The organism is Haloferax elongans ATCC BAA-1513 (genome assembly GCF_000336755.1).
Lineage (GTDB): Archaea > Halobacteriota > Halobacteria > Halobacteriales > Haloferacaceae > Haloferax > Haloferax elongans.
Window position 1 is genome coordinate 114,847 of the sequence record NZ_AOLK01000022.1, and the last position, 15,469, is coordinate 130,315.

The following is a 15,469-nucleotide window of genomic DNA, read 5'->3' on the forward strand; positions in this document are numbered from 1 at the left end:
ATGCATTTTCTCCGACAATCCGACGGAGAATTTTGCGTTTAAGGCGGGTAAAACCGTTAAATTTCTGTGGTGACGTATCTTCGGTCCGAAAGTCATTTTAGGGATGGGCTGTCAATGAGTGTCAATGGCACGAGAAACATGGGCGACGCGGCTCGGATTCATCCTCGCCGCCGTCGGAAGCGCGGTCGGTCTCGGGAATATCTGGCGGTTCCCGTGGCAGACCGCAGAAAACGGCGGGAGTGCATTCCTCGTCGTCTACCTCGGAATCGTCCTCCTCGTTGGCGTCCCCGGACTCCTCGGGGAGTTCGTCATCGGACGCCGCGCAAACAAATCACCTGTCGGCGCACTTCGGGAACTCTCGGGGCAGCGCTCGTGGGGCTTCATCGGCATGTTCTCGGTCATTACCGGCATCTCGCTGTTGTCGTTCTACAGCGTCGTCGGCGGCTGGATTATTCGCTACCTCCTCGAAAGCGGCGTCTCTCTCGTCGGCTCTGACCCCGCGTACTTCACGAACCCCGGACAGTACTTCGGCGGCGTCTCCGCCGGAGCGGATGCTGCGCTCTACCACCTGCTGTTCCTCGGACTGACCGCACTCATCGTCTTCGCTGGCATCCGCAAGGGCATCGAACTCGGCACCAAAATCATGATGCCCGCTGTGCTCGTCCTCCTCGGCGGGCTCGCTGCGTGGGCCGCGACCCAACCGAACGCGGCCGCAGGCTACGCGTTCTTCCTCCGCTTCGACCCTTCGGTTATCTCGGAGAACTTCTTCGCTATCCTCGGTCCCGCCGCCGGACAGGCACTCTTTACGCTCTCTCTCGGCGCAGGGACGATGATTACCTACGCCTCCTACCTCGGTGAAGACCGTTCGCTCCCCTTCGACGGCAGCGCCATTGCCGTGCTCAACACGAGCGTCGGCGTCATCACCGGTCTGGTGGTCTTCCCGCTTCTGTTCTCGCAGGGTATCAACCCGACCGAGACGGGCACTGGACCCGGCGCACTCTTCGTCGGCCTCGCGGGCGCGTTCTCGCAACTTCCCGCCGGAACGCTCATCGCCACCGCGTTCTTCGCCGTCGTGACGCTCGCGGCGCTGTCGAGTTCTATCAGCATGCTCGAAATCCCGGTCGCGTTCCTCGTCGACGAATACGACGTCTCTCGCAAGCGCGCAGTCGCTGGAATGGCGGGTCTCGTCGCGGTCACTGGAACTGTCTGCGCATTCGAACCCTCCATCTTCGGTTTCGTCGCCGGAACGCTCGTCAACATCCTCCTGACTGCCGGACTCGCCGCGTTCCTCCTGTTCGTCGGTTGGGTCATGGGACGCGACGCTATCGAGGAGTTGGCGTCGGGCGCAGGAGCGCTCGGTCGCTCTCTCAGTACGCCGTGGCTCTTTGCCGTCGGCATCGTGCTCCCACTGTTCCTCGTCTTCACGCTCCTGACGCACTTCGGCGTGGACGGAAGCATCGGCTTCTGGCGGACTGTGGGCATCGCAGTCGTCGCCAGCGCCGTCGCATTCTTCGGTCTTCGCCGACCCGAGTCGGTCGTCTGACGAAGCGGAGACCCACGCACTCCGACTCCATTTTTCCGTTTGTGTGGTCGCTGCCGACACCACCCCACGCAGTCTGTCGATTCGTCACACCGGTATGTGATGATTGTTACGTGTAGATTTCGACGACTGTCGAACACCAGGTTGCCGGATTGCGGAACTCCTTTGACCCCAGGATACGCACCGATATTTCAATGAGCGAAGGTGGTCTGGCATGACGATGGAAGACCGGATCGACGAACTGCGGGAGAAGCGCGAGGAAGCGAAGAAAGGCGGCGGTGAGGACCGAATCGAGTCGCAACACGAGAAGGGCAAGATGACTGCGCGCGAGCGCATCGACTACTTCCTCGACGACGACACGTTCCAGGAGTTCGACCAGTTCCGAACCCACCGTAACCACAAGTTCGGAATGGAAGAGACGAAGCTCCCCGGCGACGGCGTCATCACGGGCTACGGGGAGGTCGACGGCCGAACCGTCTTCGTCTTCGCCCACGACTTCACCGTCTTCGGTGGGTCGCTCGGCGAGGTGTTCGCCGAGAAGGTCTGTAAGGTGATGGACAAGGCGATGGAAGTCGGTGCGCCCGTCGTCGGCCTGAACGACTCCGCAGGTGCGCGGATTCAGGAAGGCGTCCAGTCGCTCGGTGGCTTCGGTGAAATCTTCCGCCGCAACACCGAGGCGTCGGGCGTTATTCCGCAGATTTCCGCGATTATGGGGCCGTGTGCTGGCGGTGCAGTCTACTCCCCCGCGCTGACGGACTTCACGTTCATGGTCCGCGACACTAGCCACATGTTCATCACCGGACCGGACGTCATCAAGACGGTCACCGGTGAGGAAGTCACCTTCGACGAACTCGGTGGCGCGACGACCCACACCGCGACGAGCGGGGTCGCCCACTTCGCGACCGACACCGAAGAACAGGCACTCGACGACATTCGTCATCTCCTCTCGTATCTCCCCCAGAACAACGTCGAAGACCCGCCACGCGTCGAGCCGTGGGACGACCCCGACCGCGAAGACGAACACCTCGCCGAAGTCGTCCCCGACCAGCCGAAGAAACCCTACGACATGCACGACGTTATCGGCGGAGTCCTCGACGAGGACTCCTTTTTCGAGGTCCAGAAGGACTTCGCGAAGAATATCGTCGTCGGCTTCGCGCGACTCGACGGCCACTCGGTCGGTATCGTCGCCAACCAGCCGCGTGTGAACGCCGGGACGCTCGACATCGAGGCCTCCGAGAAGGCCGCTCGATTCATCCGTATGTGCGACTCGTTCAACGTCCCGATTCTCACGTTCGTGGACGTTCCCGGCTTCCTCCCCGGAACCGACCAGGAGCACAACGGCATCATCCGCCACGGCGCGAAGCTGTTGTACGCCTACTCCGAGGCGACCGTCCCACTCATGACGGTCATCACGCGCAAGGCCTACGGTGGTGCCTACGACGTCATGGCTTCGAAGCACCTCGGCGCGGACGTGAACTACGCGTGGCCGACCGCCGAAATCGCAGTCATGGGTCCGCAGGGCGCAGTCAACATCCTCTACCGCGAGGAGTTGGCGGCCGCCGAAAACCCCGACGAGCGTCGTGACGAACTCATCGACGAGTACCGCCAGGAGTTCGCGAACCCGTACACCGCAGCCGACCGCGGCTACGTCGACGACGTTATCGAGCCAGCCGAGACGCGCAAACGGCTCGTCTCCGACCTCACGATGCTGAAGTCCAAGCGGAAGTCGCAACCGGACAAGAAGCACGGCAACATCCCGCTATGAGCGAAAACATCCAGTCGGGGCTGTCGATTCCGGACGACGCGGACCCGGAAGAGGCCGCAGCCATCGTCGCCGCCGTCGGCGCACACATCCGCGACCAAGCCGCGGCCGCAGCAGCGGCAGCCGCGAACGGCGACGAAGAGACGTGGAACGAAAAGCGCTGGCAGTACGCCGGCCGACTCGAATCGGTCACCGGATGCGGGCGTCGGGTTCCGTCGGGCGCACCCACAGACGCGTGGGCCGCCTCGGGACGCACAGAACGCTTCTAATCTACTCTAACTGCTCTCAGTTTCTTTCTCGGCGACGAGCGCCGGGTCGTCCACGATGACGCCATCGACGCCCCACTGGCGTAGTCTCTCGACCGTCTCGCGGTCTGGAACCGTCCACGTGTTGACGTCGAACCCGGCGTCCTGTGCTTCCCCGACGCGGGCCGCCGAGAGCAGTTCGTAGTACGGGTGAACGGCCGCGCAGTCGAGGTCCACGGCGACAGCGAGCGAGTCGGCCCAGTCGTCGGCGAAGAGGTACGCGACTGGGAGGGCAGACGCCTCCCGAATTTCGCGGAGCGCATCGGCGTCGAACGACGAGACGAGAACCTCGTTGGGAACGTCGGCGACGATGGCTGCGAGGTCGGTGGCGAGTCCCGACTCCTTCAGTTCGACGTTGACGAACGTCGAATCCGGAAGTGCGTCGAACACCGCCGCGAGTGTCGGAATCGACTCCGACGAGTCGCCGACACGAAGTTCCTGAAGTTCTGAGAGCGTCGCGTCAGCGACTGCTCCCGACCCGTCGGTCATGCGGTCTACCGTCTCGTCGTGGAAGACCACGAGTTCTCCACTCCCACAGCGACGCACGTCGAGTTCGACGCAAGGGAGACGCGGTGTGGCAGCGCGGAATGCGGCGAGCGTGTTCTCGGGCGCGAGTACGGGACAGCCCCGGTGAGCGAAAGCGCGCATGGAGATATGTGTGAGATACCCCGGTTGAAAGCCATTTCTCAATTGACACACTGTGGCAAACGAAAAACATGATGCCTGGATAGACAATTATTATGACACCCAAATCTATTTTCTCTAATTTATTATCTGAAAGAAAGGCTTTTCATCGACGCTTGGTTCCCTCCGAGCGATGCACGGTCTCAACCGACGACGTTTCCTCAAAGGAGCAGGCACGGCAGGCGTTGCTGGACTCACTGGACTCTCCGGGTGTACAGGCAGTCTCGGCGGCGGCGGCACGACGACAATCAAGTTCTGGCACGCGATGGGCGGTGACACGGCGAAGTTGCTCGACAATATGGGTTCGGACTTCGAATCCCAGACCGAGGGCATCGAACTCGACGTGGCCTCGAAAGGGAGTTACCGTGAGACGCTGAACGCGACGACCTCTGCGGTGAAAGCCGGGAACCCGCCCGCAGTCTCTCAGATTTTCGAGGTCGGGACGCAACTCGCAATCGACAGTGGTGCGTTCGTCCCCGTCGAGGAAATCATCCCGTCGGACCGCATCGACTACGACCAGTATCTCGACTCGGTGATGAACTACTACCGCATCGACGGGACGCTCAACTCGATGCCGTTCAACTCCTCGAACCCGGTTCTCTACTACAACAAGGATGCCTTCGAGGCGGCCGGACTCGACCCCGAGTCGCCACCGAAGACGTTCGAGGAAGTCCGTGCGGCCTCTGAAGCGCTCGTCGCGAACGCGGACGTAGAGAAAGGAATCACGTTCGCCAACCACTCGTGGTTCGTCGAGCAGTGGTTCGCAGAGCAGGACGCGCTGCTCGTCGGAAAGCAGAACGGCCGCGCTGGGACGCCGACGAAGGCTAATCTGACGAGCGACGCCTCGCGGAACATCTTCGAATGGTGGGCCGACATGTACGACGAGGGCTACTACCTCAACCCCGGCGTCGAAGCGTGGAGCGCAGCGGACCAGGCGTTCCTCTCGGGGAAGACCGGCATGCACATCACCTCCACCTCGGGAATCACGTCTCTGACCACCGGTGGCAAAGAAAATGGCTTCGAAGTCGGCGTCGATTACCTGCCCGTTCCGAACGGGTCTCGAAACGGTGTGGTCATCGGTGGGGCGTCGCTGTGGGTCCCCTCGGGCCTCTCGGACGCCCAGCAGGAAGCCGCCGCCGAGTTCCTTCTGTGGCTGACCCAGCCCGAACAGCAGGTTCGCTGGCACAAGGGCACCGGCTACTTCCCAATTCACTCCGGAGCCGTCGACACCCTCGAAAACGACGGCTGGTTCGACGAGAACCCCAACTACGTCACGGCCTTCGAGCAACTCCAAGAGACGAAAGACAGCCCCGCCACCCGTGGGGCGGTCATGGGACCGTTCCTGAAGACCCGGACCATCATCGAGGAGGGGTACGTCTCGATGATTCAGGGAACCCCGGTGGACGACGCGCTTTCGAACATGGACTCCAAGGTCGAGTCTGAACTCGAAGCGCACGCCGAGAAGACCAACTGAACGCCTCCACACTCGCATTTCTATGGTACGAGATATTCGCGCGTTCGACGACTCACGAGCGGCGGCGGTGTTTCTGGCACCGACGCTCGCCGTGTTAGTACTGTTCCTCTACTACCCATCGTTCGAGACGTTCCGGCTCAGTCTCTACGAGACGTTGCTGTTGGGCCAGCAGACGACGTTCGTCGGCCTCGACAACTTCGTCACGCTCGCCACGTCGCCGGAGTATCACAACAGCCTGTTCGTCTCGTTCGCCTTCGCGGCCGTCGTGGTCGTCGGGTCGCTGACGATTGCGCTGTTCGTCGCCTACCAACTCTATCGCGTGGACAAGTGGCGGTCCATCTATCTGGTCGCCGCCATCTGGCCGTATGCACTTCCACCGGCCGTCGCCGCGACGGTTCTTCTGTTCCTCTTGCACCCGAACCTCGGCGTCATCACCCACTACATCGAGATGATACCCGGCGTCGAGTTCGACTGGTTCACGAACGGGCCACTCGCCTTCGGCGTCCTCGCCGTCGTCGCCATCTGGAAGCAACTCGGCTACAACATCGTCTTCCTGCTCGCCGCGCTCCACAACGTCCCGGAGTCGCTGGCGGAGACTTCCCGCCTTGACGGCGTCGGGTCGCTGACGATGCTCCGTGAGGTGTACGTCCCCCTCATCTCGCCCACGCTCGGTTTCCTCGTCGTCATGGACACCATCTACGCGTTCTTCGCGACGTTCCCGCTCGTAGACCTGATGACCAGTGGCGGCCCGAACGGGGCGACGAACCTCCTCATCTTCAAACTCTACCGCGACGCGTTCGAGTTCAACAGCCTCGGTCTCGCCTCGGCGGAGTCCATCGTCCTCTTCGGTATCGTCTCGATACTGATGTTGGCACAACTGAAACTGACGGGCGAATACGCCCACTACGGGGCCTAACATGGCGGTCGAAGATTCCTCTATCACGTCGGAGTCGGCGACCGTCGGACTTCCGGACACGCTGTGGGTTCACCTTTCGCTCGTCGTCTCCATCGTTCTCATGGGTGCGCCCTTGCTCCTCGCGTTGCTGATGAGCACCCAGTCGACCGCCCAGATTTACGACGTGACGAACCTCGCTCCCGGCGGGCACGCTCTCGAAAACTACCAAAGCGCCCTCTTCGAGTACGACCTCGCGCGGTACATCGTCAACTCGTTCGTGATGTCGATTATCGTCGTCGTCGGGAAGGTGTCGCTGTCGCTGCTGGCGGCGCTGGCTATCGTCTACTACGACTTCCCGTACAAGGACGCTATCTTCGCGTTCGTCCTCTTGACGTTGCTCCTCCCGGTTCCGGTTCGTATCGTCCCGCTTTTCGAACTCATGGCCGACCTCGGCTGGGCGAACTCGATGCTCGCTATCACCGGACCGTACATCGCCAGCGCGACGGCGGTGTTCCTGTTCCGACAGCACTTCCTGAGCATCCCCTCGTCGCTCGTGGAGACGGCCAGACTCGACGGCGTCGGTCCCATCGAATTCCTCGTGGACGTACTCGTTCCGATGTCGCGCGGCATGATTGCCGGCGTCTCGGTCATCACGTTCGTCTACGCGTGGAACCAGTATCTCTGGCCGCTCATCGTCGTCTCCGACCAGCAAAAGCAGGTCGTCCAGGTCGGAATCAGCTATCTCCAAAGTGCCAGTCAGGCAGGCCAGACGCAGTGGGGACTCATTATGGCGGGGTCGATACTCGCGCTCAGCGTCCCGCTTGTCGTCCTCGTCGCCCTGCATCGACCGCTCCTCGAAACATTCGCGCTCCAACAGAAGTGACATGACTGCAATCGAACTCGACTCAGTGACGAAACGATTCGAAGACGTGACCGCCGTCGACGGCATCTCCCTCGCGGTCGAACCCGGCGAGTTCCTCGTCCTCGTCGGGCCGTCCGGCTGCGGGAAATCGACGACGCTCCGAATGATTGCCGGTCTCGAAACCGTCTCCGACGGCTCCCTCGAAATCGGCGGCGAGCGAGTCAACGGCGTCGAACCGAAGGACCGCGATGTGGCGATGGTGTTCCAGAACTACGCGCTGTTCCCGCATATGACCGCCGAGCGCAACATGACCTTCGGCGCGGACGCCGCCCGCGACATCTCCGAGTCGGAACTCTCGAAGCGGGCGGCCGAGGGGGCCGAGATGCTCGGTATCGAAGACCTGCTGGACCGCAAACCGGCCGCGCTCTCCGGTGGCGAGCGCCAGCGCGTCGCTATCGGCCGCGCGCTCGTCCGCGAGCCCTCGGTCTTCCTGATGGACGAGCCGCTTTCGAACCTCGACGCGAAGCTCCGCATCCAGATGCGGACGGAACTCGCCTCGCTCCATCGCCGCCTCCAGACGACGACGGTCTACGTTACCCACGACCAGACCGAGGCGATGACACTCGGCGACCGCGTCGCCGTGATGAACGACGGCCACGCCGAGCAGGTTGCTCCGCCGCAGGAACTCTACGACCGACCCGCGACCCGGTTTGTCGCGGAGTTCATCGGCGAACCCGCGATGAACGTCTTCCCGGTCGAAGTCCGCGGCGACGCCGTCGTCCACGACACCGGTCTCGAAGTCCCCATCGCGGCGGGCGAGATGGCCCTGAAGGGCGACATCGACGCAGCAGACCTTGGCGTCCGACCCGAAGACATCGACATTGCGCCTCTCGACGACGCGTCAGCAGGCACCTGCACCGCGACTGCCGAAGTGACCGTGACAGAACCCCTCGGCGACAGCCTCCTCGTCCACTGCCAACTCGGCGACGAGACGGTGCAAGTCTCGACGACCCCGCGGGCGGCGTTCGACCCCGGTGAACGGGTTGTCCTGACGGTCGATGCCGACCGCTCACACCTGTTCGACCGCGAGACTGGTGAGGCGGTGTACCACGCCCCGAACACAGCAGTCGGGTCGTCCGAAGACCGGACGCAGCGCGCCGACGCAGTCGCTCCCGGAGCGGGCGGAGAAGAGATTCAGTAGAGAATCGTCTGTGTCGAAAATTACGCGGCCTGACCGCCCTTCTTGCGGGTGATGTAGCCCGCGATGCGGTTTCGAACGCTCTTCGATTCGACGGTGGTCAGTTGGTCGACGCTGTCCTTGTTGGTCTCGAAGTCCGTGTTGAACGCCTGCGGGTAGCGCTCCAGCAGGATGTTACCCAACTGCTTGACGTATTTGGGCTTGATTGCCATGTCCGAGATTTCCCCGGACGAACACTAAAACGATTCGTTCCGTCTTTCCGCGGCCAACTTGCGCCACCCGGTGTGTTCATCGATGCGTTCGAACGCCTCGCGCTCGGTCTGACCGCCGCACGCCTCGACGGTCTCTTCGAAGTACGCGAGTCGAGAGAGCAGTTCGTCGGTGTCGAACGCGGGCACGTCGAGTCGGGAGGCGGCGACCGTCGCGTCGACCACGGCTCCGAACGCCCGGTTGATGGTGAACGGGCGAGTCGCTTCGACTGCCGCCTCCGTGGGTCGAAGCTTCCATTTCTCCCAGTCGGTTCCGCCGTCGTCACCCGAATCGACCATCTCTACCTCGACTTCGGCCCACGCGTCCGCCGAGTCGAGGACGGGTGTCTCTTCCTCCCAGATTGTCATCGCGGCGTCCACGAAGTCACGCGGGTCGGTGACGAACTGGACGACGCCGCCTTCCTGCCGGTGGAAGTTGCGACGGGTTCGGGTGTTTCCCCACGTGGTTGCGGTGACAACGTCGTCGTTTGTGTCGGGCGCGTGAAGCCCGAGTGCCGCGAAGTTCCACAGTCCGTTCGGTCCCAGCGTCGCGACGACCGATTCGGTGACGCCGCGAAGTTCGACCGGCCACTCGACGGTCCCGTCGGCCTCGCTGTCGTCGCCGTCGCCGCCAGCATCACCAGTGCGGGTCACAGTGGCACCCCCCGTTCCAGCGCGACGAACGTCGCCGCACAGACAATATCGGCAGTCGTCCCGGGGTTGATTCCCTCGGCGACGAACTCCTCGGCCAGCGTCTCGGCCTCGTCGAGGTCGGAGACGGACGCCGCGCGGTCCATCACGTCGCGGGCGACATCCTCGCCGTGATTCGTCACGACGAGCGTGTCTGGCTCCTCGGTGAGAAGGTCGATAAACGCCCGCGCCACGCGGTCGGTAACTGGGCCCTCGTCGTTGAGGATGGACTCGGCCGCGCGGAACGTTCGGGCGAAGCCGCCGGTCCACTCCCGCGCGTTCGCATCTCGCTCGGCACTGAGTTCCATGATGTCGGAGAGGGTCAGTCCCTCCGCTCGGAGAGCGGATTCGGCCTCCGAGCCACGCCGAACGTCGAGGTCCGAGGCGTCTCCCGGTGGGTCGCCCACCGCGACGTCGACGTGCTCGAAGGCTCGGTAGAACGATACCGCATCGTCCACGGTCGTCGCTTCCGCGGCGCGAGTCGCCCCCTCCGGCGACAAGTCGCCTGCGACCGCGGCCTTCACGAGCGGGACGAGAAGCAGGAGACAGCCGAACTGCGTGTTGCCGCCGCCTTGTTTGCTCATCCCGGCGACTGCGGTCTCGAACGCTTCTCCGACCGGTGCACCGTCTTCGGCCAGTCGAAGCCCCGCCGCCGAGCCGACAGCCCCGGTCAGAAAGTGCTCGAAGCAGAGGCCCGAGAGGTCGCGTCGGCGGTCGACGTTCCCGGGTTTTGGCGTCCCGGCGACTTCGAGGAGGAGTGCGAGTTCGGCGTGTCGGGCAGGTTCAAATCCGCGCTCCGAAACTGGGTTCGACATCAGACGGTCGCCTCCTGCTCGTCGTCCGAATCCGCACGGCTGGCCTGCTCCGCGAACCACTCGTCGGTCGCGGCGCGCACGCGCTGGAGCACTTCCGGGTTGTCACTCGGCCGCCCGACGCTCACGGCGTCGGCCCCGTAGTCGAGATACTCACGAACCGTCTCGCGGTCGCGGACGCCGTTGTTGGCGATGACGAACAGGTCGGGTGCGGCCGCGACGACATCGGCGACGACCGCCTCGGAGTCCATCGCATCGACGTGTATCCAGTTCGCGTCGGCGTCTGCGAGAGCCGCGGCGAGGTCCGAGAGGTCGACGCCCTCGACTTCCGTGCGAACCTTCACGCCCACTTCTGCGCCCGCTGCTCGCGCCGTTTCGACGTACTCCACGAGTCTGTCGGTGCCGCGGAGGAGCGCCTCTCCGCACCCGACTGCACAGAGTTCGTCTTGGCGGCAGTGGGCGTTGATTTCGAGGCCTGCACCGTGGTCGGCGCAGACTGACGCTGCGTCTCCAATCGGGTCGACTGTCGTCGCCCGGACGTTGACCGCGGCGAAGATATCCGGGCCGTCTGCGGCGTCCAATTCGGCCAGCTGTTCGTCGATGAACTCTGTCGGGTCGTCGGTGATGAACTCCGAGCGGTCGCGTGCGACGAGTTCTTCCGCAGCTTCCTGTGCAGCCTCGTCGATAGCGACGCCGCCGAGGAACGCCGCGCCGACGTACGGGGCGGCAGCACGCGCCCAGTCGGCGTCAGATTCGCCGCTGAGGCTCGCGACCGCGACGCGAGGGGCGAACATCACGACACCTCCGCGAGCGCGTCGGCGACCGCACGGACGACGCGAGCGGCGTCCTCTGGCCCGTCGATTCGCGTGTCGGTTTTGACGATTGGCCTGTCGAGATCGGTCCCGTCCTCGTCGTCGAGAACGAACGCGTCCGCGAAGGGGTACGCCTCGGCGACGCCCGCTGTCGAGGGTTCGTAGCCGGTTCCTTCCATGAGGTCGGCTGCTGGTCCCGAAAAGACGGTATCCTCGACGAACGGTGAGACGGCGACGACCGGCGTCTCGGCGAGCGCGTCGGCGAAGTCGTCGAGGGCCAGCATCGGGCCGATACTCGTGACCGGGTTCGAGGGGCCGACGACCACGGGGTCCGAGAGCGCGTCGGCAACCTCGGGTGTGATTGTCGCCTCGTCGGCACCGCGGAACTCTACGTCCTGAACCTCGGGTTCGGCGCGGTGGTGAACCCAGTACTCCTGAAAGTGCATGACGCCCGATTCCTCGGTGTGGATGAGGCTCGCTACTGGGTCGTCGCTCATGGGCAGGAGCGACACGTCAAGGTCGAAGGCGTCCGCGAGCGTCTGTGTGACCTCAGTCAGCGAGTTTCCTTCGTCGAGGAGCGAGGTTCGTGTGATGTGGACCGCGCGGTCGCGGTCGCCGATTTCCATGAACTCTGCGACGCCGGAGAAGCGTCGCCAACGGGCGATATCGCGGCCAGCGGTCTGGGCCTCGGGAGAGAGGTATCGCGGGCCGGATTCGAGGCCCGCCGCGTCGGCGAGGCGGTGGAGTTCGTCGTCCGTCTCGGTGGTGTCGCCCGCGATGCCCCACCAACGGTCGGTGTCGAGGACGCCGCCACCGGAAAAGAGGACGGTGTCGAGGTCGGGACAGACGAGGTGGCCACCGAGTTCGACGTCGTCGCCGGTGTTTGCGACGACTGTCGTCTCGGCGGGGTCGAACACCTCGGCGGCCCCATCGAGGAGTTTGGGGGTGCCCGTGCCCCCGGCGAGGAACGTTACCATGCTCCGGCGTAGGGTGACCGGCGGTTTGAAAGTTCCTTCACCGGAGACGGCCGCAGTCGGGGCGTCTGTCAGCGACCGTCCGCAGTACGACTCACTGGCCGCCGCGATACGCGATAGACCGGTCGAAACCCGACGGTAGCACCTGCCCCGCGACCGACTTGCGGACGAAATAGCCGAAGAACCCGGACGTCATCATCGACCCGAGGCCGAACAGCACGAACATGATGCGGCCCGGTGTCGCGCCGGTCAGCACACTCATCCCGGCCCAGTACACTGCAAAGAGACCAGAGATGCACGCGAACCCGAGAAGCGTGTATCCAAGGGCGTTCCCGAGTATGGACTTCAGACCCATATTCGGAAACCTCATCCGCAACTGAAAGGAATTGTGGTGAGGATGACACGATGAGTCGGGGTGCTTCGATCCACGGAGTGCGCTCCGAAGTGAATGGTCGGCTATTTGATGCCAGTCGCACAACAGCCGATATGACCGCCGTCAAGGACAGCGTCCACGACTACATCTCTCTGGACCCCGTGGCCGCCGACCTCGTCGATACCCCCGAATTCCAACGTCTCCGCCATATCAAGCAACTCTCGACGGTTCGCCTCGTGTACCCCTCTGCGAGCCATACCCGATTCGAACACAGCCTCGGCGTCTATCACCTCGCCTCGCGCGCCCTCTCGCATCTCGGCATCGAAGGCGAGGAAGCCGCCCACGTCCGCGCCGCCGCGCTCCTCCACGACATCGGCCACGGCCCGTACGGCCACCAGACCGAGGACCTCATCCGCCGCCGAACCGGCCGCGACCACGACGAGATTCACGACCTGCTCGACGGCTCTGTCGTCGGTGAGACGCTCGAAACCCACGGCTTGGACCCGATGCACGTCGCCGATATCGTCGACGGCGGCGGCGGCCTCGGCCAGCTCGTCTCGGGGGAACTCGACGTGGACCGCATGGACTACCTCGTCCGCGACGCCCACCATACGGGCGTTCCCTACGGAACCATCGACCACGGTCGGCTCGTCCGCCAACTCCGCTACCGAGACGGGCAGCTCGTCCTCGCCGAGGGGAACGTCCAGACCGCCGAATCGCTCCTCCTCGCTCGCGCCCTGATGAACGGGACGGTGTACCGCCATCACACGTCACGTATCGCGGGCGCGATGCTCGAACGCGCCTCCGAACGCCTCGTCGACGACGGCCTGCCAATCGAGGAGTTCGTTCGGATGGCCGACCACGACCTGCTCGTCGCACTGGGCGAACGTGTCCCCGACCTCGGGAAACGCATCGAACGTCGGACCCTCTACAAGCGAGCTATCTGGGCACCGCTCAGTGCTGTCCCCGCAGACGTGGTCGAACTCGGCCACGACGAGACCCGCGCTGCCGAGCGTGAGATTGCAGAGATTTCCGACGTCGCGCCCGAGAAGGTCATTATCGACGCGCCGCCGACGCCGCGAATCAAGGAATCGCGGAGTCGCGTCGTCGTCGACGGCGTGGTTCAGCGACTCGAATCTGCCTCCGAACTCGTCGGCGCGCTCCGGGCGACCGAGCGCGCGCAGTGGAGACTCGGCGTGTACGCTCCCGAGGTCGCCCGCGACGAGGTGGCCGCGGCGGCGGTCGACGTGCTCGACCTCCCGATGCACGTCGTCTCGCAGTAGACCGCTCATAACCGACGCGACCGGCTACGTTCTCCGTCAATCGGTGTATAACTAATCACGTTGCGGGGGAACGTTCCGCCGCGAACCCCGTGCGAGTCCCCCAATGAACATCTCCCTATCCTCTTCGAAACTCTTCATCGCGAAGGTGTCGAACACCGTCCTGTCGTTCGCCGCCTTCGCGTACTTCGCGCGAGAACTCGGCGCGGGCGTCCTCGGGACGTTCTTCCTGTTTCAGGCGCTCCTCGGCGTCCTCTCTATCGTCGCCGACGCCGGAATCGGCACGGCTGTCGAGCAGCGAATCGGTCGCGGCGAGCGAGTCGGAGAGGTCGTCGCGGCCGCGGCAGCAATCACCGTCGGCGGTGCTGGACTCGTCGGCCTCGGCCTGTTCGTCTTCCGCGGCGACGTGACGGCCTACGTCGGCGTCGACGCCGCACCGTTTATTCTCGCGGCGCTCGTCCTCTCCCGGGCGACGACGATTGCCGAAAGCGCCCTTCGCGGCGAACTCCGCGTCGGCGAGACGGCCGCGCTCCAACTGGTCCAACAACTGGTGTTTATCGGACTCGCAACCGCGCTCGTCGTCGCCGGCGGCGGCGCACTCGAACTCGTGGGTGCCTACCTCGTCGGCCTCGGTGTCCGGTTCGTCTGGGCCGTCTGGAAGCTTCGCCCGTCGATTGCTCGGCCTTCTCTCGCCCGCATTCGGTCACTTCTGTCCTTCGGGAAGTACAACATCATTCCCACAATCGGCCTGCAGGTCCACAGCTGGATGGACGTGCTCATCATCGGGTTCATCCTCACGCAGGACGCCGTCGGCACCTACGAAATCGCGTGGCGCGTCGCGGGCGTCACGCTCCTTCTCACACACGCGATAGGGCCGTCTATCCTCCCGCAGACCAGCGCGTGGGCCGAGGCGAACGCCGACCGTATCGGTCGCCTTCTCACTCGGGCGACGACGCCCGCCCTCGCGCTCATCATTCCCGCAGCAGTCGGCGCGTTTCTCATCGGCTCCGACCTTCTCGAAGCGGTCTTCGGCCCGCCGTTCGCCGGCGCGTGGCTCGTCCTCGTCGTCCTCATCGTGGGCAAAATTCCCGAAGCGATTCAGATACTCGTCGGACGGTGTCTGCTCGGCCTCGACCGCCCGGATTTGGTCGCCCGCGCGACAGTCGTCGGCATCTCGCTCAACCTCGTGTTGAACGTGGTGCTCATCCTCCAGTTCGGTCTCATCGGAGCGGCCGTGGCGACGACACTCGCGTACACTGCCGGGATGGTGATTCGGGTTGTGTACCTCTCTCGCCTCGTCACCTATCGGCTTCCCGTTGCCAACCTGCTTCGGCTCACCGCCGCGGCCGCCGTGATGGGTGTCGCCGTCGGGGGACTGCTGCAGGTCGCCCCGCCGAGCGGCCTCCTCGCCGTCCTCGCGTACGTCGGCTTCGGAGGCGTCGTCTACGCTGTCGCCGCGCTCAGCTTCGAGTCGATTCGGTCGCTCGTGTTCGACTTCGCGCGAGCGGTCACCTCGGGAGGGTAGGCGTGAAACCGGAGATGCGGTTGCAATCCGTTATT

Annotated in this window: 16 protein-coding genes; 9 read left to right on the top strand and 7 right to left on the bottom strand. The window is 64.1% G+C overall.

The genetic code is table 11. The annotated features are described in order from the left end of the window. The first annotated feature begins 124 nt into the window (after positions 1 to 124). The 3 genes from C453_RS15070 (at position 125) to C453_RS15080 (ending at position 3,571) form a co-directional block, all read left to right on the top strand. Positions 125 to 1,543, top strand: a complete 1,419-nt coding sequence (locus tag C453_RS15070; RefSeq protein ID WP_008325723.1) for a sodium-dependent transporter — start codon at positions 125 to 127, stop codon at positions 1,541 to 1,543. A 217-nt stretch (positions 1,544 to 1,760) separates the two neighbouring features. Continuing rightward, complete coding sequence (locus C453_RS15075; RefSeq protein ID WP_008325725.1) at positions 1,761 to 3,305, top strand: acyl-CoA carboxylase subunit beta; 1,545 nt, start codon at positions 1,761 to 1,763, stop codon at positions 3,303 to 3,305. Beyond that, a complete protein-coding gene (locus C453_RS15080; protein ID WP_008325727.1) occupies positions 3,302 to 3,571 on the top strand; it encodes a hypothetical protein in 270 nt (89 codons plus the stop codon). The genes C453_RS15075 and C453_RS15080 overlap by 4 nt, the downstream gene beginning before the upstream one ends. A gap of 6 nt (positions 3,572 to 3,577) precedes the next feature. On the opposite strand, the gene C453_RS15085 is transcribed toward C453_RS15080, so the two are convergent. Next, positions 3,578 to 4,255 carry a glycerophosphodiester phosphodiesterase gene (locus C453_RS15085; protein WP_008325732.1) on the bottom strand — a complete coding sequence of 226 codons (678 nt, stop codon included), beginning with the start codon at positions 4,253 to 4,255 and terminating at the stop codon, positions 3,578 to 3,580. 169 nt (positions 4,256 to 4,424) lie between these two features. On the opposite strand from C453_RS15085, the gene C453_RS15090 reads away from it, so the two are divergent. From C453_RS15090 to C453_RS15105, 4 genes are read left to right on the top strand one after another with little or no spacing between them, the layout of a single operon-like run. After that, positions 4,425 to 5,765: an extracellular solute-binding protein gene (locus tag C453_RS15090; protein ID WP_008325733.1), complete on the top strand. Its 1,341-nt coding sequence runs from the start codon at positions 4,425 to 4,427 to the stop codon at positions 5,763 to 5,765. A 22-nt stretch (positions 5,766 to 5,787) separates the two neighbouring features. After that, entirely contained in the window at positions 5,788 to 6,681 is an 894-nt protein-coding gene (locus C453_RS15095) for a carbohydrate ABC transporter permease (protein ID WP_008325734.1), read from the top strand. Between the two features lies 1 nt (position 6,682). Next, entirely contained in the window at positions 6,683 to 7,543 is an 861-nt protein-coding gene (locus tag C453_RS15100) for a carbohydrate ABC transporter permease (protein WP_008325735.1), read from the top strand. A gap of 1 nt (position 7,544) precedes the next feature. Continuing rightward, complete coding sequence (locus C453_RS15105) at positions 7,545 to 8,723, top strand: ABC transporter ATP-binding protein (RefSeq protein WP_008325736.1); 1,179 nt, start codon at positions 7,545 to 7,547, stop codon at positions 8,721 to 8,723. A 20-nt stretch (positions 8,724 to 8,743) separates the two neighbouring features. On the opposite strand, the gene C453_RS15110 is transcribed toward C453_RS15105, so the two are convergent. The 6 genes from C453_RS15110 to C453_RS15135 form a co-directional block, all read right to left on the bottom strand. Then, complete coding sequence (locus C453_RS15110; protein ID WP_007543007.1) at positions 8,744 to 8,932, bottom strand: 30S ribosomal protein S17e; 189 nt, start codon at positions 8,930 to 8,932, stop codon at positions 8,744 to 8,746. Positions 8,933 to 8,956: 24 nt separating this feature from the next. After that, positions 8,957 to 9,622, bottom strand: a complete 666-nt coding sequence (locus C453_RS15115) for a DUF447 domain-containing protein (RefSeq protein ID WP_008325738.1) — start codon at positions 9,620 to 9,622, stop codon at positions 8,957 to 8,959. Continuing rightward, positions 9,619 to 10,473 carry a triphosphoribosyl-dephospho-CoA synthase gene (locus C453_RS15120; protein WP_008325741.1) on the bottom strand — a complete coding sequence of 285 codons (855 nt, stop codon included), beginning with the start codon at positions 10,471 to 10,473 and terminating at the stop codon, positions 9,619 to 9,621. Before C453_RS15120 ends, C453_RS15115 begins: the two co-directional genes overlap by 4 nt. Next, the gene (locus C453_RS15125) at positions 10,473 to 11,264 is read right to left on the bottom strand and encodes a tRNA-dihydrouridine synthase (RefSeq protein ID WP_008325742.1); all 792 of its coding nucleotides are present in this window, start codon (positions 11,262 to 11,264) and stop codon (positions 10,473 to 10,475) included. The genes C453_RS15120 and C453_RS15125 overlap by 1 nt, the downstream gene beginning before the upstream one ends. Further along, entirely contained in the window at positions 11,264 to 12,259 is a 996-nt protein-coding gene (gene cofD, locus C453_RS15130) for a 2-phospho-L-lactate transferase (protein ID WP_008325743.1), read from the bottom strand. Before cofD ends, C453_RS15125 begins: the two co-directional genes overlap by 1 nt. 91 nt (positions 12,260 to 12,350) lie before the next feature. Beyond that, positions 12,351 to 12,611 (bottom strand): hypothetical protein, encoded by a 261-nt coding sequence (locus C453_RS15135; RefSeq protein ID WP_008325744.1) that lies wholly within the window; start codon positions 12,609 to 12,611, stop codon positions 12,351 to 12,353. Positions 12,612 to 12,742: 131 nt separating this feature from the next. Between C453_RS15135 and C453_RS15140 the strand changes: the two genes are divergently transcribed. Together C453_RS15140 and C453_RS15145 are read left to right on the top strand one after the other, a co-directional pair. Continuing rightward, positions 12,743 to 13,912 (top strand): HD domain-containing protein, encoded by a 1,170-nt coding sequence (locus C453_RS15140; RefSeq protein ID WP_008325749.1) that lies wholly within the window; start codon positions 12,743 to 12,745, stop codon positions 13,910 to 13,912. 103 nt (positions 13,913 to 14,015) lie between these two features. Then, complete coding sequence (locus C453_RS15145; protein ID WP_008325750.1) at positions 14,016 to 15,434, top strand: oligosaccharide flippase family protein; 1,419 nt, start codon at positions 14,016 to 14,018, stop codon at positions 15,432 to 15,434. Positions 15,435 to 15,469: the final 35 nt, after the last annotated feature.

What these genes read in the sequence shown, in the direction of transcription:
- C453_RS15080 (WP_008325727.1), top strand. Translation starts at nt 3,302, where the DNA reads ATGAGCGAAAACATCCAGTCGGGGCTGTCGATTCCGGACGACGCGGAC.
- cofD (WP_008325743.1), bottom strand. Translation starts at nt 12,259, where the DNA reads ATGGTAACGTTCCTCGCCGGGGGCACGGGCACCCCCAAACTCCTCGAT.
- C453_RS15135 (WP_008325744.1), bottom strand. Translation starts at nt 12,611, where the DNA reads ATGGGTCTGAAGTCCATACTCGGGAACGCCCTTGGATACACGCTTCTC.
- C453_RS15125 (WP_008325742.1), bottom strand. Translation starts at nt 11,264, where the DNA reads ATGTTCGCCCCTCGCGTCGCGGTCGCGAGCCTCAGCGGCGAATCTGAC.
- C453_RS15105 (WP_008325736.1), top strand. Translation starts at nt 7,545, where the DNA reads ATGACTGCAATCGAACTCGACTCAGTGACGAAACGATTCGAAGACGTG.
- C453_RS15100 (WP_008325735.1), top strand. Translation starts at nt 6,683, where the DNA reads ATGGCGGTCGAAGATTCCTCTATCACGTCGGAGTCGGCGACCGTCGGA.
- C453_RS15140 (WP_008325749.1), top strand. Translation starts at nt 12,743, where the DNA reads ATGACCGCCGTCAAGGACAGCGTCCACGACTACATCTCTCTGGACCCC.
- C453_RS15145 (WP_008325750.1), top strand. Translation starts at nt 14,016, where the DNA reads ATGAACATCTCCCTATCCTCTTCGAAACTCTTCATCGCGAAGGTGTCG.
- C453_RS15090 (WP_008325733.1), top strand. Translation starts at nt 4,425, where the DNA reads ATGCACGGTCTCAACCGACGACGTTTCCTCAAAGGAGCAGGCACGGCA.
- C453_RS15085 (WP_008325732.1), bottom strand. Translation starts at nt 4,255, where the DNA reads ATGCGCGCTTTCGCTCACCGGGGCTGTCCCGTACTCGCGCCCGAGAAC.
- C453_RS15070 (WP_008325723.1), top strand. Translation starts at nt 125, where the DNA reads ATGGCACGAGAAACATGGGCGACGCGGCTCGGATTCATCCTCGCCGCC.
- C453_RS15110 (WP_007543007.1), bottom strand. Translation starts at nt 8,932, where the DNA reads ATGGCAATCAAGCCCAAATACGTCAAGCAGTTGGGTAACATCCTGCTG.
- C453_RS15075 (WP_008325725.1), top strand. Translation starts at nt 1,761, where the DNA reads ATGGAAGACCGGATCGACGAACTGCGGGAGAAGCGCGAGGAAGCGAAG.
- C453_RS15120 (WP_008325741.1), bottom strand. Translation starts at nt 10,473, where the DNA reads ATGTCGAACCCAGTTTCGGAGCGCGGATTTGAACCTGCCCGACACGCC.
- C453_RS15095 (WP_008325734.1), top strand. Translation starts at nt 5,788, where the DNA reads ATGGTACGAGATATTCGCGCGTTCGACGACTCACGAGCGGCGGCGGTG.